Annotated in this window: 23 protein-coding genes; 12 read left to right on the forward strand and 11 right to left on the reverse strand. The window is 71.9% G+C overall.

Annotated features, from left to right (window positions below):
* The first annotated feature begins 30 nt into the window (after positions 1-30).
* Both ABRP24_RS06910 and ABRP24_RS06915 read left to right on the forward strand, forming a co-directional pair.
* Positions 31-354, forward strand: coding sequence for a chorismate mutase (locus ABRP24_RS06910; protein WP_027465022.1), 324 nt, complete (start codon positions 31-33; stop codon positions 352-354).
* Positions 351-1,439 (forward strand): beta-propeller fold lactonase family protein, encoded by a 1,089-nt coding sequence (locus ABRP24_RS06915; RefSeq protein WP_349847080.1) that lies wholly within the window; start codon positions 351-353, stop codon positions 1,437-1,439. Before ABRP24_RS06910 ends, ABRP24_RS06915 begins: the two co-directional genes overlap by 4 nt.
* A 27-nt stretch (positions 1,440-1,466) precedes the next feature.
* Here the strand turns inward: ABRP24_RS06915 and ABRP24_RS06920 are convergent, their stop codons facing one another.
* The 4 genes from ABRP24_RS06920 to purS are packed head-to-tail and all read right to left on the reverse strand — an operon-like array spanning position 1,467 to position 5,752.
* Positions 1,467-2,387 carry a 2-hydroxyacid dehydrogenase gene (locus tag ABRP24_RS06920; RefSeq protein ID WP_349847078.1) on the reverse strand — a complete coding sequence of 307 codons (921 nt, stop codon included), beginning with the start codon at positions 2,385-2,387 and terminating at the stop codon, positions 1,467-1,469.
* Between the two features lie 13 nt (positions 2,388-2,400).
* Positions 2,401-4,782: a phosphoribosylformylglycinamidine synthase subunit PurL gene (gene purL, locus ABRP24_RS06925; RefSeq protein ID WP_349847075.1), complete on the reverse strand. Its 2,382-nt coding sequence runs from the start codon at positions 4,780-4,782 to the stop codon at positions 2,401-2,403.
* A 17-nt stretch (positions 4,783-4,799) separates the two neighbouring features.
* Positions 4,800-5,495, reverse strand: a complete 696-nt coding sequence (gene purQ / locus ABRP24_RS06930) for a phosphoribosylformylglycinamidine synthase subunit PurQ (RefSeq protein ID WP_027465024.1) — start codon at positions 5,493-5,495, stop codon at positions 4,800-4,802.
* A gap of 5 nt (positions 5,496-5,500) precedes the next feature.
* Entirely contained in the window at positions 5,501-5,752 is a 252-nt protein-coding gene (purS, locus tag ABRP24_RS06935) for a phosphoribosylformylglycinamidine synthase subunit PurS (protein WP_017886272.1), read from the reverse strand.
* A 178-nt stretch (positions 5,753-5,930) separates the two neighbouring features.
* Between purS and ABRP24_RS06940 the strand changes: the two genes are divergently transcribed.
* Complete coding sequence (locus tag ABRP24_RS06940; RefSeq protein ID WP_051596619.1) at positions 5,931-6,539, forward strand: PadR family transcriptional regulator; 609 nt, start codon at positions 5,931-5,933, stop codon at positions 6,537-6,539.
* A complete protein-coding gene (locus ABRP24_RS06945) occupies positions 6,536-8,080 on the forward strand; it encodes a DHA2 family efflux MFS transporter permease subunit (protein ID WP_027465025.1) in 1,545 nt (514 codons plus the stop codon). Before ABRP24_RS06940 ends, ABRP24_RS06945 begins: the two co-directional genes overlap by 4 nt.
* A 94-nt stretch (positions 8,081-8,174) precedes the next feature.
* On the opposite strand, the gene ABRP24_RS06950 is transcribed toward ABRP24_RS06945, so the two are convergent.
* Both ABRP24_RS06950 and ABRP24_RS06955 read right to left on the reverse strand, forming a co-directional pair.
* Positions 8,175-8,996 carry a cytochrome c oxidase assembly protein gene (locus ABRP24_RS06950; RefSeq protein ID WP_138802560.1) on the reverse strand — a complete coding sequence of 274 codons (822 nt, stop codon included), beginning with the start codon at positions 8,994-8,996 and terminating at the stop codon, positions 8,175-8,177.
* A 166-nt stretch (positions 8,997-9,162) separates the two neighbouring features.
* Positions 9,163-10,476, reverse strand: a complete 1,314-nt coding sequence (locus tag ABRP24_RS06955; protein WP_214560056.1) for an acyltransferase — start codon at positions 10,474-10,476, stop codon at positions 9,163-9,165.
* Between the two features lie 169 nt (positions 10,477-10,645).
* Here ABRP24_RS06955 and ABRP24_RS06960 point away from each other — a divergent pair, with 169 nt between their 5' ends.
* Together ABRP24_RS06960 and ABRP24_RS06965 are read left to right on the forward strand one after the other, a co-directional pair.
* Positions 10,646-11,167 carry a Fur family transcriptional regulator gene (locus ABRP24_RS06960; protein ID WP_250899105.1) on the forward strand — a complete coding sequence of 174 codons (522 nt, stop codon included), beginning with the start codon at positions 10,646-10,648 and terminating at the stop codon, positions 11,165-11,167.
* Positions 11,168-11,262: 95 nt separating this feature from the next.
* Complete coding sequence (locus ABRP24_RS06965) at positions 11,263-12,780, forward strand: catalase (protein ID WP_111056827.1); 1,518 nt, start codon at positions 11,263-11,265, stop codon at positions 12,778-12,780.
* A gap of 76 nt (positions 12,781-12,856) precedes the next feature.
* Here the strand turns inward: ABRP24_RS06965 and ABRP24_RS06970 are convergent, their stop codons facing one another.
* The 3 genes from ABRP24_RS06970 to ABRP24_RS06980 all read right to left on the reverse strand — a co-directional run bounded on the left by ABRP24_RS06970 (position 12,857) and on the right by ABRP24_RS06980 (position 15,258).
* Entirely contained in the window at positions 12,857-13,423 is a 567-nt protein-coding gene (locus ABRP24_RS06970) for a GNAT family N-acetyltransferase (protein WP_214521518.1), read from the reverse strand.
* Between the two features lie 110 nt (positions 13,424-13,533).
* A complete protein-coding gene (locus tag ABRP24_RS06975) occupies positions 13,534-14,403 on the reverse strand; it encodes a VOC family protein (RefSeq protein WP_349847068.1) in 870 nt (289 codons plus the stop codon).
* A gap of 69 nt (positions 14,404-14,472) precedes the next feature.
* The gene (locus ABRP24_RS06980; protein WP_259588641.1) at positions 14,473-15,258 is read right to left on the reverse strand and encodes an SDR family oxidoreductase; all 786 of its coding nucleotides are present in this window, start codon (positions 15,256-15,258) and stop codon (positions 14,473-14,475) included.
* 127 nt (positions 15,259-15,385) lie between these two features.
* Between ABRP24_RS06980 and ABRP24_RS06985 the strand changes: the two genes are divergently transcribed.
* Genes ABRP24_RS06985 through ABRP24_RS07000 form a run of 4 tightly spaced genes read left to right on the forward strand, consistent with a single transcriptional unit; the run spans position 15,386 to position 18,316 of the window.
* Positions 15,386-15,961 carry a hypothetical protein gene (locus tag ABRP24_RS06985; RefSeq protein ID WP_349847066.1) on the forward strand — a complete coding sequence of 192 codons (576 nt, stop codon included), beginning with the start codon at positions 15,386-15,388 and terminating at the stop codon, positions 15,959-15,961.
* A complete protein-coding gene (gene lepB, locus ABRP24_RS06990; RefSeq protein ID WP_301625409.1) occupies positions 15,958-16,605 on the forward strand; it encodes a signal peptidase I in 648 nt (215 codons plus the stop codon). The genes ABRP24_RS06985 and lepB overlap by 4 nt, the downstream gene beginning before the upstream one ends.
* A complete protein-coding gene (locus ABRP24_RS06995) occupies positions 16,581-17,420 on the forward strand; it encodes a helix-turn-helix transcriptional regulator (RefSeq protein WP_349847064.1) in 840 nt (279 codons plus the stop codon). Before lepB ends, ABRP24_RS06995 begins: the two co-directional genes overlap by 25 nt.
* Before the next feature lie 38 nt (positions 17,421-17,458).
* Positions 17,459-18,316 carry a helix-turn-helix domain-containing protein gene (locus ABRP24_RS07000; protein WP_259475510.1) on the forward strand — a complete coding sequence of 286 codons (858 nt, stop codon included), beginning with the start codon at positions 17,459-17,461 and terminating at the stop codon, positions 18,314-18,316.
* A 41-nt stretch (positions 18,317-18,357) separates the two neighbouring features.
* Here ABRP24_RS07000 and ABRP24_RS07005 read toward each other — a convergent pair whose 3' ends face one another.
* Complete coding sequence (locus tag ABRP24_RS07005) at positions 18,358-18,897, reverse strand: hypothetical protein (protein ID WP_349847062.1); 540 nt, start codon at positions 18,895-18,897, stop codon at positions 18,358-18,360.
* A gap of 277 nt (positions 18,898-19,174) precedes the next feature.
* Here ABRP24_RS07005 and ABRP24_RS07010 point away from each other — a divergent pair, with 277 nt between their 5' ends.
* Together ABRP24_RS07010 and ABRP24_RS07015 are read left to right on the forward strand one after the other, a co-directional pair.
* Positions 19,175-19,906: an alpha/beta fold hydrolase gene (locus tag ABRP24_RS07010; RefSeq protein WP_071248357.1), complete on the forward strand. Its 732-nt coding sequence runs from the start codon at positions 19,175-19,177 to the stop codon at positions 19,904-19,906.
* 81 nt (positions 19,907-19,987) lie between these two features.
* Positions 19,988-21,607: an MFS transporter gene (locus tag ABRP24_RS07015; RefSeq protein WP_349847061.1), complete on the forward strand. Its 1,620-nt coding sequence runs from the start codon at positions 19,988-19,990 to the stop codon at positions 21,605-21,607.
* A 99-nt stretch (positions 21,608-21,706) separates the two neighbouring features.
* Here ABRP24_RS07015 and ABRP24_RS07020 read toward each other — a convergent pair whose 3' ends face one another.
* Positions 21,707-22,024 (reverse strand): hypothetical protein, encoded by a 318-nt coding sequence (locus ABRP24_RS07020; RefSeq protein ID WP_027465033.1) that lies wholly within the window; start codon positions 22,022-22,024, stop codon positions 21,707-21,709.
* Positions 22,025-22,098: the final 74 nt, after the last annotated feature.

A 22,098-nucleotide genomic window follows, 5' to 3' on the forward strand; every position in this document is an offset into this window, starting at 1 on the left:
CCGCTGCACGTCCGCCAGTAGGCTCGGACCATGAACGACGACGTCACCCCGACCGAGGCCGACGCGAGCGCCGTCGCCGAACTGCGGAGCATCCGGCAGAGCATCGACAACATCGACGCCGCCGTCATCCACATGCTCGCGGAGCGTTTCAAGTACACGCAGCGCGTGGGGCACCTGAAGGCCGAGTCGGGCATGCCGGCCGCCGACCCGGACCGCGAACGGATCCAGGTCGCACGGCTCCGGTCGCTCGCCGCCGACTCCCACCTCGACCCCGCCTTCGCCGAGAAGTTCCTCAACTTCATCGTCGCCGAGGTCATCCACCACCACGAGCGCATCGCGGGCCGCGACGAATGAGCGCCGAGCTGCCGTCGCTGCTCATCGGGTCGTACACGGCGACCGGCGGCGGGAACGCCACGGGCATCTCGCTGGTCGACGCCGGACCGATCGGAGCCCTTCCGGCACCCCGGACCGTCGCGGTGCTCGACGATCCCTCGTTCCTGGCGGTCTCGGCCGACCGGGTCTACGCGGTCTCCGAGACGAACGACGGCGCCGTGTCGGCCTTCCGGCTGCAGGGCGGCGCACTCGAGCACCTGTGGGACGCCCCCGCCGGCGGAGACGCCCCGTGTCACGTGCGGGTCGACCCCTCGGGCGCGCTCGTCGTCACGAACTACGTCTCCGGTACGGTCACGGCGATCTCCCTCGCCCCGGCCGAGTCGCACGCCGCCTCGGTGACCGCCAGCGACGGCGTGGTGCTGCACGGGGACGCCGACCAGCGCTCCGTGCCGGCCGAAGCCGTCGCGGTCGCCGTGCTGCCCGACGCCACGGGTCCTGACGACGACCGCCAGGACGGCCCGCACGCCCACCAGTCGATCGCGACCCCGGACGGCACGGTGCTCGTCGCCGACCTCGGCGGCGATGCCCTGCACGAGTTCCGCGTCACGGTGTCGGCCGACGGGGTCCCCGACATCGAGGCGCTCCGTGTGCACCACGTGACACCCGGCGCCGGCCCGAGGCACATGGCGTGGGTCGACGGCGACCTGCTCGTCGCCGGTGAACTCGACGGGCACGTGCACCGCCTGCGCCGGGACGACTCCGGGTCGTTCGTGACGATCGCGGCCGTGCCCACGTTCGACGGTGCCGTGGGGGAGTCGCTGCTCAGCCACATCGAGGTCGACGAGGCCGGCCGCGCGTACGTGGCGGTGCGCGGGCGCGACCTGCTCGTGGTGCTCGACGCACGTGACGGTGGGCTCGCGGTCGTCGGGTCGGTGCCCTGCGGTGGGGTCTGGCCGCGGCACTTCGCGCGGGTGCCCGGGTTCGTCCTGGTGGCGAACCAGATGTCCGACGCCGTTGCCGTCCTGCCGCTCGACGCCGAGGGCATGCCCGGCGAGGCCGTCGCGCAGATCCCGGTCGGCACCCCGACCTGCGTCGTCCCGCTCTGACGCCGGCGTGTTCGGAGCCGCAGCCGGCTAGAACTCGATCAGGTTCTGGAACGGGCGGCCCTCGGCCAGTGCGGCGACCTGCTTGCGCATGAGTTCGATCGACCGCGGCACGCTCAGGTCGGTGTTGCCGCCGACGTGCGGGGTGAGCACGGTGTTCGGCGTCGTCCAGAGCGGGTGTCCGGCGGGCAGCGGCTCCGGGTCGGTGACGTCGAGGGCCGCGAACAGCCGCTCCGACCGCAGCTCGGCGACCAGGGCGTCCGTGTCGACGACCTTGCCGCGCGCCACGTTCACCACGAGGGCGCCGTCCGGCAGTGCCGCGAGCAGCTCCGGGTCGACCAGGCGTTCGGTCTCGGCGGTGAGCGGCGCGATGAGCACGAGCACGTCGGTCGTCGGGGCGAGCTCGGGCAGCTCGCCGAACGCGTGCACGTGCCGACCGTCCTGCTCGCGAGCGGTCCGGGCGACCACCGTCACCTCGGTGCGGAACGCCTCGAACCGGGTGGCGATCGCGGACCCGATCGCCCCGTAGCCGACGACGGTCACCCGGCGGTCGGCGAGCGATCGGGTCTCGCGGGCGTCCCAGACGCCGTTGGCACGGTCGACCTGGAACGCCGAGATCTCACGGAGCGACGTCAGCGCGAGACCGACCGCGAGCTCGGCGGTCTCGTCGTCGTGGATGCCGCGGCCGTTCGCCAGCTGCGCGTGACCGGGCACGTGCGGGACGGCGTGCTCGTACCCGGCGCTCGGCAGCTGCAGCAGCTGGAGTTCGGGCAGGTCGTGCACGAACTGCCAGCGGTGCCGCCCCTCGAAGTAGAACGGCAGGAACGTGATCGCGACGTCGTCCGGGCGACCGTACGGCGACTCGACGTCCCAGACGTCCAGCTCGATGCCGTCCGGCACGGGGCCGAACCGGTCGACGAGCTCGGCGAAGGGCAGGGTGACGATCGGCATCCGCGACCCGGGCCTAGGCGTCGGTGCGCGGCGAGAAGGCACCGTCGGAGTCGAGCGGCCCGCGGCCGACGTACCCCTCGGTGACGTCCTCGACGATCACGTCGCCGAAGCGGGCCGGCAGCGTCGCGGCGTGGGTGCCGCGCAGTTCGTCGACCGTGGCCTCGAACGCGCCCTGGACCTCGAGCGTGGTCGACGTCGCGTCGGTCACGCCGATGCGCAGCACCGGGAAGCCCCGGCCGTCGCACATGCCCTGGAACCGCACGTCGTCCTCGCGGCGGACGGTCACGATGACGCGACCGGTCGACTCGGAGAACAGGGCCGTCGCGGTGTCGATGCCGTCGCGGGTCTCGAGCTCGTCGAGGACCACGCGGGCGCCGATGCCGAAGCGGAGCACCGACTCGGCGAGGGACTGGCCGAGGCCGCCGTCCGCCAGGTCGTGCGCGCTGGTGAGCAGCTGCTCGCCGGACGCCGCGTACAGCAGCTCGGCGAGGGCCTTCTCGCGCTCGAGGTCGACCGCCGGCGGACGCCCGCCCAGGTGTCCGTGCACGGTGCCGGCCCACGCGGAGCCGTCGAGCTCGAGGCTCGTGGTGCCGAGCAGGTAGATGTTGTGGCCGTCGTCCTGCCACCCCGACGGCACGCGCTTGGCGACGTCGTCGATGATGCCGAGCACGCCGACGACGGGCGTCGGGTGGATGGGGGTCGAGCCGGTCTGGTTGTAGAACGACACGTTGCCGCCGGTGACCGGGATGCCGAGCTCCATGCAGCCGTCGGCCAGGCCCTCGACCGCCTCGGAGAACTGCCACATGACCTCGGGGTTCTCGGGGGAGCCGAAGTTCAGGCAGTCGGTGACGGCGGCGGGGACGGCACCGGTGACGGCGACGTTGCGGTAGGCCTCGGCCAGGGCCAGGCGTGCACCCTGCTTCGGGTCGAGCTGGCAGTAGCGTCCGTTCGCGTCGGTGGCGATGGCGACACCGAGCCCCGTTTCCTCGTCGACGCGGATCATGCCGCCGTCGTCGGGGAAGGACAGCGCGGTGTTGCCGAGCACGTAGGTGTCGTACTGGTTCGTGACCCAGTTCTTCGACGCCAGGTTCGGCGAACCGAGCAGGCTGAGGAACTGTGCCTTCAGCGCGGGGCCGTCAGCGGGTCGGTCGAGCGAGGCGGCGGTGTCGGCCTGCAGCGCGTCGATCCAGGTCGGGTAGGCGACCGGGCGGTCGTAGACCGGGCCGTCGACGGCGACGGTGCGCGGGTCGACGTTCACGATCTCCTGGCCCTGCCAGTCGATGACGAGTCGGCCGGTGCCGGTGACCTCGCCCAGCACGCTGGTCTCGACCTCCCACTTGCCGACGACGCTCAGGAACTCGTCGAGCTTGTCGGGGCGGACGACCGCCATCATGCGCTCCTGGCTCTCCGACATCAGGATCTCTTCGGCGGTGAGCGTGGGGTCGCGGAGCAGGACGTCGTCGAGCGAGATGTGCATGCCGCCGTCACCGTTGCTCGCGAGCTCCGAGGTGGCGCAGGAGATGCCCGCGGCGCCGAGGTCCTGGATGCCCTCGACCAGGTCCTTCTGGAACAGCTCGAGGCAGCACTCGATCAGGACCTTCTCGGCGAAGGGGTCGCCGACCTGCACGGCCGGACGCTTGGTCGGGCCACCCTCGGTGAAGGTGTCGGACGCCAGGATCGACGCGCCGCCGATGCCGTCGCCGCCGGTGCGGGCACCGAACAGGACGACCTTGTTGCCGGCACCGGACGCGTTCGCCAGGTGCAGGTCCTCGTGGCGGAGCACGCCGACCGCGAGGGCGTTGACCAGCGGGTTGCCCTGGTACACCGGGTCGAAGTAGGTCTCGCCGCCGATGTTCGGCAGGCCGAGGCAGTTGCCGTAGAACGAGATGCCACCGACGACGCCGTGCACGACGCGTGCGGTGTCCTCGTGGTCGATCGCACCGAAGCGGAGCTGGTCCATCACGGCGACGGGGCGGGCGCCCATCGAGATGATGTCGCGGACGATGCCGCCGACACCGGTGGCCGCGCCCTGGTACGGCTCGACGTAGGACGGGTGGTTGTGCGACTCGACCTTGAAGGTCACCGCCCAGCCGTTGCCGACGTCGACGACACCGGCGTTCTCGCCCATGCCGACCATCAGGTTCTTCGTCATCTCCGGCGTGACCTTCTTGCCGAACTGACGGAGGTAGTTCTTCGAGGACTTGTAGGAGCAGTGCTCGCTCCACATCACCGAGTACATCGCCAGCTCGCCCGAGGTGGGGCGGCGGCCGAGGATCTCCTTGATGCGGGCGTACTCGTCCGGCTTCAGGCCCAGCGCGTCGTACGGCTGCTCCTTGTCGGGGGTGGCTGCCGCGTCCTGCACGGTGTCGGGCTTCGGGCGAACGGGTGTCGTCACGGTGTCGTTGTTCCCTGTCACTTGACGAGCGCGTGCTCGATCACGGAGGTGAAGAAGGTCAGGCCGTCGGTGCCCGAGGCCATCGCAGCGGGGGTGTCCGGGCCGAAGCCGGCCTCGGTCGCGTGCTCGGGGTGCGGCATCAGGCCGACGACGTTGCCGCGCTCGTTCGAGACGCCGGCGATGTCGTCGATGGAGCCGTTCGGGTTCACACCGACGTAGCGGAACACGACCTGGCCGTTGTCCTCGATGCGCTTGATGGTGTCGGCGTCCGCGACGAAGCGGCCATCGGCGTTCTTCAGCGGGATGGTGATCTCCTGCTGGGCGCTGAAGCCGGAGGTCCAGGCCGTCGCGGTGGTCTCGACGCGGAGCTTCTGGTCGCGGCGGATGAACTGCTGGTGCGCGTTGCGGGTGTGCGCGCCGGGGACCAGACGGGCCTCGGCCAGCATCTGGAAACCGTTGCAGATGCCGAGCACGGGCATGCCCTTGCCGGCGGCGTCGATGACCTCGGCCATGATCGGGGCCTTCGCGGCGATCGCGCCGGCACGCAGGTAGTCGCCGTACGAGAACCCACCGGGCAGCACGATGGCGTCGACGCCCTGCAGGTCGTGGTCGCCGTGCCACAGGGCGACGGGGTCGGCGCCGGCGAGACGGACGGCGCGCTGGGCGTCGCGGTCGTCGAGCGAGCCGGGGAACGTGATGACGCCGATGCGCATCCGGGTCACTGGCCTTCGACGGTCACGGACACGACGTCCTCGATGACCGCGTTCGAGAAGACGTCGGCCGCGATGTCACGGACCTCGGCGAGCTTGGCGTCGTCGACGGGGCCGTCGACGGTCACCTCGAAGCGCTTGCCGATGCGGACGTTGGTCAGGTCGGCCTTGCCGAGGCGGGCCAGGGCGTTGCCCACGGCCTTCCCCTGGGGGTCGAGGATCTCGGCCTTGGGCATGACCTCGACGACGATCGTTGGCACGTGTTCTCTCCAGCACTTCAGGGGTGGGGGGACGCGACCAGTCTACGGGGCGCGCGCGACACGCCGGGACGGCCCCGGGCCTCCAGGCGGGTCCTTGCTGTGCGTTTGCTCACGTCTGTTCCAACGCGTATATTCCAAGCCGAATAGTCAACAACGAACAAGCGGACTGGAGGCACGTGTGCCGTCGCTCACGCCACTCGCGTTCGCCGCGCTCGGGCTCCTGGCCGAGGGGCCGACGCATCCCTACGAGATGTTCCAGACGATGACGCACCGCCGGGACGGCCGGAACGTCAAGGTCCGGCCCGGCACCCTGTACCACCAGGTCGGCCGCCTGGTGGAGCTCGGCCTTGCCGAGGTCGTCGGGACCGACCGGGCGGGCAACCGTCCGGAACGCACCACCTACGCCATCACGGACGACGGGTGGACGGCCCTGCACGACGGGCTCGTCCGGCTGATCGCCGAACCGGCCGAGGAGTACCCCGTCTTCCACCTGGCCGTCGCCGAGATCGAGAACCTGTCGGTCGACGAGGCTGAGTCCGCCCTCCGGGCGCGGGCCGTCGCACTCCGGGCCCAGCGCGACGAGGCGGACGAGATCCTCGGGGTCGTCCGTGCGAAGGACCTGCCCGAGCGGTACTGGCTCGACGTGTCGTACGTGCGTGCCATGCTCACGACGCAGATCGAGTGGCTCGCCGCCACGGCCGACCGGATCGCCGCCGGCCACATCTCCTGGGACGCCTCCGTCGCGTCCGCAGACACCACCACGAACAGCAAGGAAACCACTCGATGACCACCGTCACGCCTCCGCGGACGACCGAGAAGAAGCCGTGGCCTGCCCTGTGGGCACTCGTCGTCGGGTTCTTCATGATCCTCGTCGACTCGACCATCGTGTCGGTCGCCACCCCCACCATCGCCCAGAAGCTCGACGCGGACATCAACTCCGTGATCTGGGTGACGAGCGCCTACCTGCTCGCCTACGCCGTGCCGCTGCTCATCACCGGCCGGCTCGGCGACCGCTTCGGCCCGAAGGTCATGTACCAGATCGGCCTCGTGGTCTTCACGCTCGCCAGCCTGTGGTGCGGCCTGGCCGGCTCGATCGAGGTGCTGATCGTCGCCCGCGTCGTGCAGGGCCTCGGCGCCGCGATGATGAGCCCGCAGACCATGTCGGTCATCACGCGCATCTTCCCGCCGCAGAACCGCGGCGCGGCCATGGGCCTCTGGGGCGCCGTCGCCGGTGTCGCGTCGCTCGTCGGCCCGATCGTGGGCGGCCTGCTCGTCGACGGCTTCGGCTGGGAGTGGATCTTCTTCGTGAACGTCCCCGTCGGTGTCGTGGCGTTCGTGCTCGCGCAGCGCTTCGTGCCGTCGTTCGAGCGTCACGGACACCGCTTCGACTACCTCGGCATCTTCCTGTCGGCAGCGGGCCTGTTCCTGCTCGTCTTCGGCATCCAGGAAGGCGAGACCTACGACTGGGGCGTCATCGCGGGACCGATCTCGGTGTGGTCGCTCATCATCGTCGGCCTCGTGGTGCTCGCCGGCTTCGTCGTCTGGCAGGGCGTGCAGAAGGGCGAGCCGCTGCTGCCGCTCGGCCTGTTCAAGGACCGCAACTTCACGCTGGCCAACGTCGCCATCACCGCCGTCGGTGTCGCGATCGCCTCGTTCGCGCTGCCGATCATGCTGTGGGCCCAGGACGTCCTGCGCTTCTCGCCGACCCAGGCCGCACTGCTCCTCGTGCCGCAGGCCGTGCTGTCCGCCGCACTCGCGCCGATCGTCGGCAAGAACCTGAACCGCTGGAACCCGCGCTGGGTCGCCTCGTTCGGGCTCGCCTGCTTCTCGGTCGGCCTGTTCTGGTTCGGCGCCCTGCTGTCGAGCGGTGCCGAGTGGGGCTGGGTGCTCCTGCCGAGCGCGCTCCTCGGCCTCGCCAACGCCTGCATGTGGGGACCGCTGTCCGTCTCGGCGACACGCAACCTGCCGCCGAAGCTGGCCGGTGCCGGCTCGGGTGTCTACAACACCACGCGCCAGATCGGTGCCGTGCTCGGTTCCGCCGGCATCGCCGCCCTGATGGAGGCCCGGATCACGGCGAACTTCCCGGCGTCGTCCGGTGGGGCCACGGCCGGTGGCGCGGAGCAGCAGGTCGGCGCACTGCCGGGCTTCCTGCTCGAGCCGTTCTCCAAGGCCATGGGTGAGTCGCTCTACCTGCCGGCGATCGTGCTCATCGTGGCCATCGTCGCGGCGCTGTTCCTGGCGAAGCCGAAGCAGACCGTCGCCTGGCAGCAGACCGGCTCGGTGACCACGCAGCCCGACGCCGAGCCCGCGGGGGCCCCGTCGAAGTAGGGCACGAGCGCACTTCGTGAGCAGGAATGGTCGGGTCGCCTTCGGGTACCCGACCATTGCTGCTCACGAAGCAGGACGAGGGACCTCCCGACGCTCAGCCGCGGCGCTGCAGGTGCGCTCGGGTCAGCTCGTCCATCTGTTCGTCGGTCAGGGCGTCGACGGCCCGGGCCTCGCGGCGGTCGGTCCGCTGCCACCGGATGAACAGGGCGACGAGCACGGGGATGTCTGCCACCTCGGCGATGAACCACAGCAGGTCGCCCGCCAGGTGCTGGTCCTGCAGCGGCGACGGGTACCAGGCCCGCCCGACCACGGGCACGAGGGACCCGTCGAGCACGTGGTTCGTGATCCGCAGCACGATGCCGGGCACCGCGTCGACGACGAGCTCGACGAACGCCAGCAGGAACTCGGCCGTGGCGAACGTCGACGAGACGAGCACGCCGACCTCGGACAGCGGTGCGAGCAGGCCGAACCCGAGCGCCGGCACGGCCACGGTGATGACGGCGGCCCATGCGGGGGACTCCCGGATCACCGCCGAGAACGGGGTGAGCAGGACGGCGAACAGCGCGAGCGCGACCAGCGGCGCGACGATCGCGTTGCCGAGCAGGCGCACCGGACGTGACCCCATGACCGCGTCGGCGACCTGCGCGAGGCGAGCCGGGCCTCCGATCCGGAGCAGTGCGACGGGCGCACCGAGCGCGGCGAAGGTGGGGACCGCGAAGAACAGCAGGGCGGCCCGCAGGACGAAGGCCCAGCGCAACCGCTCGTCGTCGACGCCGACGATGCCGAACTGCAGGACGCCGAACAGCACGAGCGCCGTGGCGAAGGCGAGCGTGCGCCACCACGGCCACCGGGCACCCCGTCGAGCCGCGCCGACGACCCACCGGCCGTAGGCGACCGCGGCGACGACGAGGAGCACCGCCGCCAGTGGATCGAACCGCCAGGTGCTCCAGAACTCGGGTGTCGACGGCGTGGGGAGCCTCCTGGGGATCAGGCGAACTCGTCCTTCGCGCCGCCGGAACCATCCTCCGTCCGCCCGACGTCCGGCGGGGGTCCGTCGTGGCCCCGCGTCGGTGAGAACCGGTTCAGATCCGGGCGACCCCGCGTGCCGGAACGGTCCGCGACAGCAGCCAGACGCCCACCGGCACGGCCACGGCACCGACGAGCGCGACGCCGAACGACAGGTGCAGCTGCATCACGAGGAACGCCGGGCCGATCGTGCAGAGCGCGGCGAACGCGACGACCGGCCACGACGGACGGTCGGCCGACGGCAGCAGCCGGGGGAGCGGCCGGTCGAACCAGCGCAGGGCCCTGGCCACCCCGATCGCGACGGCGAGCACCACCACGAGTGCGACGATGCGCGACGCCCACCACGGACCGGAGCCCGGCGCCGGGAACGGCACCCCGACGAGCAGGGCGACGCCGTTCAGCGCGATGAACAGCGGCAGGTGCCACAGGTAGATGGTCATGCCGTCGCGGCCGAGGACGAACACGGCCCCGAGTGCGGCCCGCGTGCGCATGAGCCTGGTGAGCGGAGCGTGCACGAGCTGGACCAGGCAGGCCTGCGCGATCGCCAGGAACGCCAGCGGGAGCATCGGCGGGTTGAGGTCCTGCAGCATGTCCGGTGCCCAGAGCCCGACCGAGGTCATCGGCACGAGCACGGCGTACGCGGCGACGGCGATGCCGAGCAGGAGCACCTTCGACCGGCGAGCGAACCAGCCGTCGGCCCACAGGAAGCCGAGCTGCTGCGCGAAGAGCCACACCGGGCCCAGGTTCAGCAGCCCGACCTCGGCGACCCCGGTGGCCAGACGGACGGCGTCCACCGCCCCGGCGAGCACGAGCAGCACGGCAAGGGTGGCCCACGGTGCTCGCTCGTGCAGGCGCATCATCACGGGCACGCAGCACTGGGTGATGCCGTAGGCGGCCAGGAACCAGAGGGGCGAACCGATGCCGAACGCGACCTCGGCCAGGAGCTCCGGCGGCGTTCCAGCGGCCGTGGCGACCCCGAGCCCGAGCGCGAGGAACACGAACAGCGGTACCGCGGGCCGGAACAGCCGCACCAGGCGGGTGGCCACGTAGTCGCGGGCGGGGCTCGGCGCGCCACGGGCGACGGTGCTGCGCCAGCCGACGGCGCTCGCGAACCCGCCGACCACGAAGAACAGCGGCATCACCTGCCCGACCCAGGTGGCGGCGACGTACCAGGGGAGTTCCTGCAGCGGGCTCGTGACCCGCACCCCCTGGTCATCGGCAGCGACGCCGACCATCGTGACGTGCACGATGACGACGAGGACGACGCAGGCCGTCCGGATGAGGTCGACGACCAGGTCCCGCTTCGCGATGATCCCCCGGACGTCCGCGGTGCTGTTCGCCTGTTCAGGCAGACCCTGGCTCGTGGACATGTCCGGACGTTAGCGTGCGGAACGGTCGGTCCAGTGTCGTCCCAGCTGATCGCGACCGGATCGTGACACTTCGTATTCCGGTAGCGGCATGTGGGTCATCGCTGGTCGGCAGCAGAAGCTCGTGTACAGTGAACGCGTTGTCTTGATTCCTGCAAAAGAAAGGCTCAGCATGGACGCCGACGCCGATCTGCTCCGTTCCTCGGGGCTCCGGGTCACGACCCCACGACTCGCGGTGCTCCGCGCGACGGACTCGATGCCGCACGCCACCGCGGACGACATCGTCACCGCGCTCGCCGTGGAGCTGCCGACCACCAGTCACCAGGCCGTCTACGGCGTGCTGAACGCCCTGACCGGCGTCGGGCTCGTCCGCCGCATCGAACCCGCCGGCAGCCCTGCCCGGTACGAGCGCCGCACCGGTGACAACCACCACCACATCGTCTGCACCCTGTGCGGCGCGATCGAGGACGTCGACTGTGCGGTCGGCCACTCGCCCTGCCTGACGCCGTCCGAGACCCACGGCTTCGCGGTCACCACCGCCGAGGTCACCTACTGGGGCATCTGCGAACGCTGCGCAGCGGCAGAGCGCGACGACGCAGAGCGCGACGACGCAGAGCGCGACGACGCAGAGCGCGACGCCCCAGACGCGCCCGACGCGAGCGCGCAGGCACCCAGCGCCCCCACGCCCGCCTGACGGCGACCGCCCACCGCACCGGCCGCACGACGCGCCGGACCCCGAACCACCCGAGCACCCCTGACCGAACCAACGTCCCACCTCCAGGAGGAACCGTGTCCGACCAGAACACGCCGACCGGCACCCCGACCACCACGACCAACAGCGGCGCCCCCGTCTCGAGCGACGAGCACTCGATGGGCGTCGGGGCCGACGGCCCACTCGCGCTGCACGACCACTACCTGGTCGAGAAGCTCGCCCAGTTCAACCGCGAGCGCGTCCCGGAGCGGGTCGTGCACGCCAAGGGCGGCGGTGCCTTCGGTACCTTCACCGTCACGCACGACGTCTCGCGCTTCACCCGTGCCGCGTTCCTGCAGCCCGGGCAGACCACCGAGATGCTCGCCCGGTTCTCGAGCGTCGCCGGTGAGCAGGGTTCCCCCGACACCTGGCGTGACCCCCGCGGCTTCGCGCTGAAGTTCTACACCGAAGAGGGCAACTACGACCTCGTCGGCAACAACACCCCGGTGTTCTTCATCCGCGACGGCATCAAGTTCCCCGACTTCATCCGCTCGCAGAAGCGCCTGCCGGGTTCGCACCTGCGCGACCACGACATGCAGTGGGACTTCTGGACCCTGTCGCCCGAGTCGGCGCACCAGGTCACGTGGCTGATGGGCGACCGCGGCCTGCCGGCGAGCTGGCGCGAGATGGACGGCTTCGGTTCGCACACCTACCAGTGGATCAATGCCGCAGGCGAGCGCTTCTGGGTGAAGTACCACTTCATCACCGAGCAGGGCCACAAGACCCTGACGCAGGAGGACGCAGACCGCATCGCCGGCGAGGACGCGGACTTCCACATCCGTGACCTGCACGCCGCGATCGAGCGTCAGGACTTCCCGCGCTGGACCCTCAAGGTGCAGGTCATGCCCTACGAGGACGCCGCGACCTACCGCTTCAACCCGTTCGACCTGACGAAGGTGTGGCCGCACGCGGACTACCCGCTCATCGAGGTCGGCACGATGGAGCTCAACCGCAACCCGGAGAACTACTTCGCGCAGATCGAGCAGGCGACCTTCGCCCCCTCGAACTTCGTGCCCGGCATCGCGGCGAGCCCGGACAAGATGCTCCTGGCGCGCATCTTCAGCTACGCGGACGCACACCGCTACCGCGTCGGCACGAACCACGCGCAGCTGCCGGTGAACGCCCCGAAGAACGAGGTCCACTCGTACTCGAAGGACGGCGGCATGCGCTTCGACTTCCAGAAGTCCGAGGTGCCGGTGTACGCGCCGAACTCGCTCGGTGGTGCGCACGCCGACCCGAACGCGACCGACGACGCCCCGGGCTGGGAGTCCGACGGTGCGCTGCAGCGTTCCGCCGCGACCCTGCACCCGGAGGACGACGACTTCGGCCAGGCCGGCACGCTCGTCCGCGAGGTCCTGGACGACGCCGCCCGTGAGCGCCTGGTCGGCAACATCGCTGGCCACGTCTCGAAGGTGACGCGCGACGACCTGCGCGAGCGCGTGTTCGCCTACTGGACGAACGTCGACGCCGACCTGGGTGCGCGCGTGCGCGCCGCGGTCGCGCCGAGCGCGCCGGGCTCCAACGAGGACCCGGAGAAGGTCGCGGTCGAGGCGTAAGCCCCGCTGGACGACCTGACGGACAGGAGGCCCGGTACCAGCTGGTACCGGGCCTCCTGTCCGTCGGTCGTTGTGTCTAGACCTGCTGGCCGTTCAGCCAGATCGGGCCGTCCGGCCAATCCTCGAGCTGCGCTGCCACCGGCAGCGCCATCCAGCCGCCCTGCTCGGTGTTGCTGACGCCCGCGCCCTCGGCGGTGAACGCCGAGAAGGTGCCGACGGCCTCGGGGAACTCGTGCCAGCCGAGCTTCGCGTAGAAGGGGATGCGGTCTTCGCCCGCGCCGAGGAACCCGAAGGGGACGCGGAGTCCCTCGAGGACCGCCGCGGTGCGGGTCATCAGCTCGCGGCCGACGCCGGTGCCCTGCAGTCGGGGCGACACGGCGACCAGGCCGGTGTCGCCGACCAGGAGATCCTGCCCGCCGACGGAGATGTACATGCGGCGGATGCCGACGTGGGCCAGGACGACCCCGTCGGCGTCGTGCGCGAGCACCCGGCGTTCCGGCTGCATGCCGGACCAGCTCCGGCCGCCCACGTACCAGTGCGACCAGTCGGGGAAGGCCTGCCCGAGCAGCGCCGCGATCGCTTCGTGGTCGGGGAGCGACAGCGTGCTCTCCTCGACCACCTCCCACCGGATGTCGTCAGTCACGGGTCCATCCTGCCGGTCCGGCGGCCGGTGTGGTGAGGTTTCGCGCTGCGCGACACCTCGCGGGTCCGGGCGTGCGTGGGGTGTCGGTCAGCGCGAAGTGTCGCGACGCGTTACCCGCGACCGGGCGTGGTCACCTCGATGCGGTTCGCCCAGGGGTCGTCGAACGCCACGGTCCGGCCGTCGTCGGCGAGCTCCACGCCGCCGTGCCGTATGCGCTCGGTCAGGGCACCGAGGTCGTCGGCGGCGGGGACCTCGATGCGCACGAGCCCCAGGCCGAGTGCGAGCTGTCGCCGCCCGGCGCCGCGGGAGTTCCAGGTGTTCATCGCCATGTGGTGGTGGTAGCCGCCGGCGCTGACGAACAGTGCCTCGCCGAAGCCGGCGGTGGTCTCGAAGCCGAGGGTGTCCACGTAGAAGGAGCGTGCGGTGGCGACGTCGCCGACGGACAGGTGCACGTGGCCGACCTTGCCCGGGCGTGCCGCGGCGGTGTCCAGGGCCTCCTGCGTCAGGTGGGACTGCAGGAACGCGTTCGGGTCGACGTACTTCGTGTCCATGTCGACCATGCCGTGCGTCCACGACCACTCGGTGCGGTCACGGTCCCAGTACAGCTCGACGCCGTTGCCCTCGGGGTCGGTGAAGTAGAACGCGTTGCTCACCAGGTGGTCGGCGCTGCCGGTGAAGCCCGCCGGGTACTGCGTGGCGACCGAGTAGAGCGCGGCGGCCAGGTCGGCGCGGGTGTCGAACAGGATCGCCGTGTGGAACAGCCCGGCCTCGCGGGGGCCGGCGTGCCGCATCGCGGGGGCGTGCTCGAGGACCACGATCGGCGTGCTGCCCCGGCCGAGCACGGCGACGCCGCCGTCGTGGGAGAGCAGCGACAGCCGCACGCCGTCGCGGTAGTACCGGATCATCGCGTCGAGGTCGGCGACGCGGAGCGTGACGGCGCCCATCCCGGTGTCGGCGGCGAGCAGTTCGTGCGTTTGCATGCACCCAGTGTGCGCCCGTTTGGTTGACGCGTCAACCAATTCGATGACGCGTCAACCAAACTCGGTGCCCTAGGCGCTGTTCGAGATCCCGCCGTCCGACTTCAGCAGCTGCCCGTTCACCCAGGCGCCCTGCTCCGAGCAGAGGAACCCGACGAGCGCGGCGGTGTCCGACGGGCGTCCGAGCCGGCCGAGCGGGGTGCCCTCGACAGCCCACCCCTTGACCTCGTCGGACATCCAGCCGGTGTCGTTCGGGCCCGGGTTCACCACGTTGGCGCTGACGCCGAGGCTGCCGAGCTCCTTCGCGGCGCCGAACACGATCCGGTCGAGTGCGCCCTTCGACGCCCCGTACGGCAGGTTGTACGCGATGTGGTCGCTCGTCAGCGCGACGATCCGGCGGCGGTCCCTCGGTGCGGCGTCCCCGGCACGCTCGAGCCCGGCCGCGTAGGCCTGCACGAGCAGGAACGGTGCGCGGGCGTTCACGGCGAAGTGGCGGTCCCACGACTCGACCGTGGTGGTGCGGAAGTCGGAGTCGACGGACTCGCAGTGCGACATGACGAGGGCGGTGACGGGGGCGCCGGCTTCCGTCTCGGCGCGGCCGACGAGCGCGGCCGCCTGCTCCGGGTCCTCCAGGTCGACCGGGAGGCGCGTCACCCGTGCTCCCGCCGCCTCGCACTCCTGCACCACCGACTCGACCCCGTCCGGGTCCGCCCCGCCGCTCACGCGGTCGTCGTAGGGTCCCCACCACGAGATGGCGAGGTCCCAGCCGTCGGTCGCCAGCCGGGTGGCGAGCGCTGCGCCGATGCCGGCTCTGCGGCCCACCCCGGTCACCAGGGCGAGTGGTCGTGCGGACGTCATGCGTGCCTCCTGTCCGGCGCTCCGTCGCACCGATCGGCACCCAGTCTGCCGGAACCGGCCACCCGTGTGACCATCGCACCCGGTGTCCTGTCGGCGGACGGCCGACCGCGGGGGCCAAGATGGACGGATGCCACGCACACGACGGCCCTCCCGACCGGGGCGGGGACCCCGCGGCGGTCGCCCGGACCCCCGCGACCTGCCGCTCGAGCACGTCCGCGACCGGATGTCGTCGTACATCTACGGCAACATCACGGTGCTCGCCGTCGCGATCGCGGTGAACCCGGAGCAGATCCACCACGGCGCCGCGGTGGCGACCGTCCTGGCGACCGCGGTGCTGACCTACCTGGCGCACGTGCTCGCACACCTGGTCGCACACGGGCTCGGCGACGACGGCGAGGAGTCCGCTGCGGACCGCGCTGCCCGCCGCGACTCGGTCGCGACGATCGTCCGGAACGCCAACCCGATCGCGACCTCGGGCATGATCCCGGCGGTCCTCTACGCGGCTGCCTGGATCGGGTGGCTGCCGGCGGAGTGGGCACAGGTCGCGGCGACCGTGATCCTGGTCGTGCGCATCGGGCTGGTGGGCGTGTTCATGCAGCGGTTCAGTGGGAAGCAGCCCACGTTCCTCGGGTTGTGGGGCGGCATCGTGCTGGCCGCCGTGGCGTGCGTGATCGGCCTCGTCAAGGTGGTGTTGACGCATTGAGCGACACGCACGCCGACGCCGGACCGCACGCCGAACCCGCGCCCGAGAGCGAGCCGAAGCGCGGCGGTCTGCGGTTCCTGCGCGACCTCGTCATCATCGTCGTCGTGGCGCTGTTGGCGTCCTTCCTGGTGAAGGCGTACCTGGTCCGTTCCTTCTACATCCCCTCGGCCTCGATGCAGAACACGCTGCTCGTCGGGGACCGGGTGCTCGTCAACGAGCTCGTGCCCGGGGTGGTGCCGCTGCAGCGCGGTGACGTCGTGGTGTTCCAGGACCCGGGCGGCTGGCTCGGCATGGGCCAGGGCGACGACCTGATCAAGCGGGTCATCGGCCTGCCGGGTGACACGGTGTCGTGCTGCGACGCCCGGGGCCGCCTGTCGGTGAACGGGCACGCGGTGGACGAGCCCTACGTCGTGCTCGAACGCGGATCGGACCGTGTCGCCGGGAAGAACTTCGAGATCACCGTGCCGAAGGGGCGCATCTGGGTGATGGGCGACAACCGCTACGACTCCGCCGACTCGCGCGTGCACGGCACCGTGCCGGTCGACGACGTCGTGGGACGCGCCTTCGTGACCACCTGGCCCGTCTCGCGGTGGTCGGTGCTGTCCCGGTACGGCGACGAGTGGGACCGGGTCCCGACGCCGTGACCGCGGGCGACGAGGGCTTCGGCTACGAGACCGGCGGGGACGACGACCTGTCGATCCACCGGATCGCGACACCGGGCAAGCGGTCGGGGACGATCGGTCCGCGGCCCGACCACGTCGTGTTCTGGCTCGCCGACGGCCGGGCCAGGCTGACCGCCGACGACGGCGAGCACTGGGAGGTCGGTGCCGAGCGGCCGATGATGCTGTCGGCGTCCGTCGCGTACGGCTTCGAGACCGACGCGACCGCCACGACGCTGCTGCACCTGTCACCGTCGCTGCTCGGCGACACGGGGGAGTCCTCGGTGTTCGGGCAGCCGGACGCGGCCGATCCCGCACTCGAACCGCTGCGGGCACTGCTGCGCGAGGCCTCCGGGCGCATCCTCGACCCCGGCCTGCCCGCCGACGACCGTGCGGCCCTGAACCGGCGGATCGCGACCGTCGTCCTGTCGACCTTCGCCAGGTCGCGATCGGACGTCGCGGACCGGATGCGGCGGGCGATCGGCTTCGTGCACGACCACGCCGACCGGACGCTGACGGTGGCGGACGTCGCAGCGGCCTGCGACCTGAGCGAGCGCGGGCTGCAGGACCTGTTCCGCCGTCGTCTCGGCGTCACCCCCATGCAGTACCTACGCGAGGTCCGTCTCGACCGGGTGCACCTGGAGCTGGGGCGGCCGGGTTCCCGCGCGCTGCTCGTCAGTCAGGTCGCGCGGCGGTGGCGGTTCACCCACCTGGGGCGGTTCGCGGCGTACTACCGGGAGCGGTTCGGGGAGCAGCCGCACCAGACCATCGCGCGGAGCGGCACACCCGGAGAACGGTAGTTCTCGCGTTCTTTGCGGATTCCGGCTATCCTGCTCGCGTGGATGCGCGACGGTCCGAACTGGGGCAGTACCTCCGCGCCCGTCGGGCACTCGTCCAGCCCGAGGACGTCGGCCTCACCCGCGAGCCCGGACGACGAGTGGACGGCCTGCGCCGCGAAGAGGTCGCACGGCTCGCGGGCATCAGCCCCGAGTACTACCTGCGGCTCGAACGCGGCCGTGACCACCAGCCGTCCGACCAGGTGCTCGTGGCGCTCGGCCGCGCACTGCGGCTCGACCACGAGGCCGTCGACTACCTGCGCCGCCTCGCACACGCCGAACGCCGCCGCCCCGAGGGGGTCGTGCCGCCGGGGCTCGACGACTCGGTCCGGTCGCTGCTGGCGCAGTGGTCGCACACCCCGGCGTTCGTGATGGACCGCAACCAGGACATCATCCTGTCCAACGCCCTGGCGAGCGCCCTCGGCCCCGGGTACATGGAGCCCGGCGCGAACCTCGTCCTGCAGATGTTCTCCGAGGCGTCCCGGCAGCACGCGGCCGAGTGGGACCGCACCGCACACCGGGTCGTCGCCGCGCTCCGGCTGCACGCCGAACCCGAGGACCCCCGGCTGCAGGAGATCGTCGGCACCCTGACCCTGCAGGACCCGGACTTCGCCCGCATCTGGGCTCGGCACGACGTCGCCGTGCAGCGCACCGGGGTCTCGCGGCACTGGATCGACCCGATCGGGTGGGTCGAGTTCCGCTGGCAGAACCTCGCGATCCCGGGCAGCTCGCACGTGCTCGTGACCTTCTGGGCCGACCCCGGCACCCCCGCAGCTGCGGCCGTCGCGTACCTCGCCGCGCAGGTGCAGCAGGGCACCGCCCGCCGGCAGCCGGTCGCGGGCGAGACCGCGGTGGGGTAGCGAGGCGGTCGCTGCGGTCGCTGCGGTCGCCGCGCTCCCGGTCAGGCGGTCGTCGCGTCCTCGTCGAGCAGTCCCCGGAGCGTCGTGAGCCGCGCGGCGGACTCCTCGTCCGCTGCCGTCCACACCACGAGCACGTGCTCGGGGTCCTCCAGCCGACGCAGCTGCTCCCACCGCAGGTCGATCCGGCCCACCAGCGGGTTCTCGAACGTCGACTCCCCGCGTCGAGCCGGCCGCACCGCGCCGCCGGCCCACTCGGTCGCGAACGTCGTGCTCCGCGCCATCAGCTCGCCCAGCAGCTCCTGGAACCGGTCGTCGGCGTCGTGCTCGTCCAGCGAATCCCGGAGCATCGCGGCGGTGCGGTGCGCCTCGGCCTCCCAGCCGTCGACCGAGTCCTCGACCCAGGGGTTCAGGAAGGTGAACCGCGCCAGGTTCGTGCCGACGGTGAGGGACGCGGACAGGGCGCCGGCGAGCCGGTTCGTTGCCACGACGTCCAGGTGGCGGTCGAAGACCACGACCGGTTCGGCGAGCGCGTCCACGAAGTCCTGGGCCGACGTCGTCGTCGTGCCGTCCTCGTGTTCCATGCGATCACGCTAACCGGCCGGGCAGTGGAGCAGGGGGGAGAAGGGGACCCCGTCGGGGACCCCGTCGCCGTGCCTCCGCCCCGCAGAGGGACCCCGGCACGGTGTGTCCGGCCGTCGGAGAGCACCGTGCGCCGCACCCGGGGCCGCCGAGGCGCGCTGTCGTCGGGGTGACGGGCAACGACAGGGACACGACCGCCCCGCGCCCGCAGCCCTAGCGTGACGACGCCGGGACCCCCGGTCCTGCACAACCCGACGTTCGTCACGAAGGAGACCCGCAATGGCTGCACCCACCATCGTCCTCGTCCACGGCGCGTTCGCCGACTCCGCCAGCTGGGCGCCCGTCACCCGCGAGCTGCTCGACCGCGGCCACACGGTCCTCGTCCCGCCGGTCTACAACCGCAGCCTCGCCGAGGACGCCGCCTCGATCCGCGCCGTCGCCGAGCACGTCGACGGGCCGGTCGTCCTCGCCGGGCACTCGTACGGCGGCGCCGTGATCACCGTCGCCGGCGAAGCCGAGAACGTCGTCGGACTCGTCTACGTCTCCGGCTACGTGCTCGAGGTCGGCGAGAGCCTCGGGCAGCTGCAGGGCGGGTTCCCCGACTCGGACCTCGCCGCGAACCTGGTGTACACGCCGTACCCGGTCGCCGGCGCCGAGGACGGCACCGACGTCTCCGTCGCGATCGACGCGTTCCCGCAGGTCTTCGCCGCCGGGGTCGACCCGCGCGTCGCCGAGGTCCTGGCGGTCTCGCAGCGCCCGCTGTCCGGCGCCGCCTTCGGTGAACCGGCCTCCGCCGCCGCGTGGAAGACCACGCCCGCGTGGGCGATCGTCTCGTCCGACGACCACACCATCAACCCCGAGGTCGAGCGCTTCGGCTACTCCCGCGCCGGCATCACCGACGTGACCGAGCTCGCCGCCCCGCACCTCGTCATGCAGACCCACCCGAAGGACGTCGCCGACGTCATCGAGCGCGCCGTCGCCGCGACCAGCGCGACCGACGCCGCCGCCTGACGCGACCACCCCTGGAGGCGCGGCGTGCGCCCGACGCGCACCGCGCCTCCAGGATGTCCCCGTTCCACCCCAGGAGGCGACGTGACCACGGAACGCACCACCCCCGCACCCCGCGGCGGCGCCCTGGCGCCGCTCGCGATCCCGGTCTTCCGCGCCCTGTGGATCGCGGTGCTCGTGAGCAACATCGGCAGCTGGATGCAGACCGTCGGCGCGCAGTGGCTGCTCGTCGACGAGCACGCCGCACCCGTCGTCGTCGCCCTCGTGCAGACCGCGTCGAGCCTGCCGGTGCTGCTCGTCGGGATCCCCGCCGGGGTGATCGGCGAGTTCGTCGACCGGCGGCGGCTGCTCATCGGCGTGCAGGCGTTCCAGGTGGTCGTCGGCGTCGTGATGACCGTGCTCACCGCGACCGGCGACATGACCCCGGCGCTCCTGCTCACCGTCACGTTCCTGCTCGGTACCGCCTCGGCGCTCCAGCTGCCCGCGTACCAGACGCTCGTGCCCGAGATCGTGCCGCGCGCCGCGATCACCGACGCCGCGGCGCTCAGCTCCGTCGGCGTCAACGTCGCCCGGGCGATCGGACCGGCGCTCGCCGGGGTGGTGATCGCGCAGCTCGGCGTGCCGTTCGTGTTCGCCGCCAACGCGCTGTCGTTCGCGCTCTTCCTGGTGGTGCTCGTCGCCTGGCGCGGGTACCAGCGCCCCGAGACGCGGGCCGAACCGTTCATCGACGCCACCCGCGCCGGGCTGCGGTACGTCCTGCATGCGGCGGTCGTCCGCCGGCTGCTCGTGCAGCTCGCCGTCTTCATGGTGCCCGCGAACGCGCTGTGGGCGCTCCTGCCACTCGTCGCCGACGGCCCGCTCGGCCTGTCCTCCGGTGGGTACGGACTGCTGCTCGCCGCAGTCGGCACCGGGTCGGTCGGCGGGGCGTTCCTGATGCCGGCGGTCCGCGCGCGGCTCGGCATCGGCCGCACGGTCGGGGTCGCCTCGGTGGTGTTCGGCGTCTGCACCGCGGTCGTCGCGCTCGTCCCCGTGCTGCCGGTCGTGCTCGTCGCGCTGCTGGTCGGCGGGGTGGCCTGGATCGCCGTGGTGACGACGCTGAACGGCACCGTGCAGGCGTTCCTGCCCGCCTGGGTCCGGACCCGCGGGCTCGCCGCCTACCAGCTCGTGCTCTTCGGCTGCACCGCCATCGGTGCGGCGCTCGCCGGTGCCGTCGCCACGCCGCTCGGGGTGACGGGGGTGCTCGCCGGAGCCGGTGTCGTCACCGCGCTCAGCGCCGCGCTGCTGCTCGTGTCCGGGTTCCCGGTGCTCACCGACCGGCAGCGCGCCGTGACGCCGATGCCGTTCGGCGACGAGGTGTTCGCGCCGGACGACCACGGCGCGGCGACGGGGGAGACCCTCGTGCTGCTGCACTGGACGGTCCCGGCGGACGCGGTCGACGAGTTCCGGGCGCGCGCCGGACGGCTCGGGCGGAGCCGGCGGCGGACCGGTGCCCGTGACTGGAACCTGTACCGGGACCAGGCGTCCGGGCCGGACGCCTGGGTCGAGGCGTTCCGGGTGGGGTCGTGGCAGGAGCACGTCGACCAGCACGAGGTCCGGCAGACCGGGGACGACGCGCGGACCCTGCAGTCGGTGCGCGAGGTCGCCGGCGAGCCGCGGGTCGAGCACCTGGTCGCGGAGGGGGTCGGCGGTCCGTCGTCGGGGTGACGGGCAGGGTCGGCGGCTCGTCGTCGGGGTGACGGGCAGGGTCAGCGGCCCGTCGGGGTGACGGGCTGGGTCAGCGGTCCGTCGTGGTGGCGGGCGGCGTCAGCAGCCGGTCGTGGTCAGGGTGACCGTCGCGACCGTGCCGTCGGACACCTTGGTCGTCTGCGGGCAGAGGTCGCCGGCGCGGACCGTGACCTGGCCGAGGGGAACACCCGCGAAGTCGGCCGTTCCGCCCGGGAACACCCGCTGGTGCTCGGAGAGCTTGCCGGTCGAGGCGAACACCTTGACCTCGTAGGGGTGGTCGGCGGCGTTCGACGACACCGTGACCGACACCTGGCCGGTGGAGTCGTGGGCGCCACAGCCGGCGAGGGCCAGGAGCGCGGCCACGCCGAGGACGGTTGCGGGGACGACTCGGAGCACGACGACCAGGGTACGCCGACGCGCCCGACGATCTGCGCCCTCCGGACTGGGGCCAGGCCCTGTCCGTTCAGCGC

It is taken from the genome of Curtobacterium sp. WHRI 8282 (assembly GCF_040223925.2).
Lineage (GTDB): Bacteria > Actinomycetota > Actinomycetes > Actinomycetales > Microbacteriaceae > Curtobacterium > Curtobacterium flaccumfaciens.

Coding starts and splice junctions, on each gene's coding strand:
- purQ (WP_027465024.1), bottom strand. CDS start 5,495: ATGCGCATCGGCGTCATCACGTTCCCCGGCTCGCTCGACGACCGCGAC.
- ABRP24_RS07005 (WP_349847062.1), bottom strand. CDS start 18,897: ATGGAACACGAGGACGGCACGACGACGACGTCGGCCCAGGACTTCGTG.
- ABRP24_RS06955 (WP_214560056.1), bottom strand. CDS start 10,476: ATGTCCACGAGCCAGGGTCTGCCTGAACAGGCGAACAGCACCGCGGAC.
- ABRP24_RS06915 (WP_349847080.1), top strand. CDS start 351: ATGAGCGCCGAGCTGCCGTCGCTGCTCATCGGGTCGTACACGGCGACC.
- ABRP24_RS06975 (WP_349847068.1), bottom strand. CDS start 14,403: ATGCAAACGCACGAACTGCTCGCCGCCGACACCGGGATGGGCGCCGTC.
- ABRP24_RS06985 (WP_349847066.1), top strand. CDS start 15,386: ATGCCACGCACACGACGGCCCTCCCGACCGGGGCGGGGACCCCGCGGC.
- ABRP24_RS06980 (WP_259588641.1), bottom strand. CDS start 15,258: ATGACGTCCGCACGACCACTCGCCCTGGTGACCGGGGTGGGCCGCAGA.
- ABRP24_RS06945 (WP_027465025.1), top strand. CDS start 6,536: ATGACCACCGTCACGCCTCCGCGGACGACCGAGAAGAAGCCGTGGCCT.
- ABRP24_RS06960 (WP_250899105.1), top strand. CDS start 10,646: ATGGACGCCGACGCCGATCTGCTCCGTTCCTCGGGGCTCCGGGTCACG.
- ABRP24_RS07010 (WP_071248357.1), top strand. CDS start 19,175: ATGGCTGCACCCACCATCGTCCTCGTCCACGGCGCGTTCGCCGACTCC.
- ABRP24_RS06920 (WP_349847078.1), bottom strand. CDS start 2,387: ATGCCGATCGTCACCCTGCCCTTCGCCGAGCTCGTCGACCGGTTCGGC.
- ABRP24_RS06910 (WP_027465022.1), top strand. CDS start 31: ATGAACGACGACGTCACCCCGACCGAGGCCGACGCGAGCGCCGTCGCC.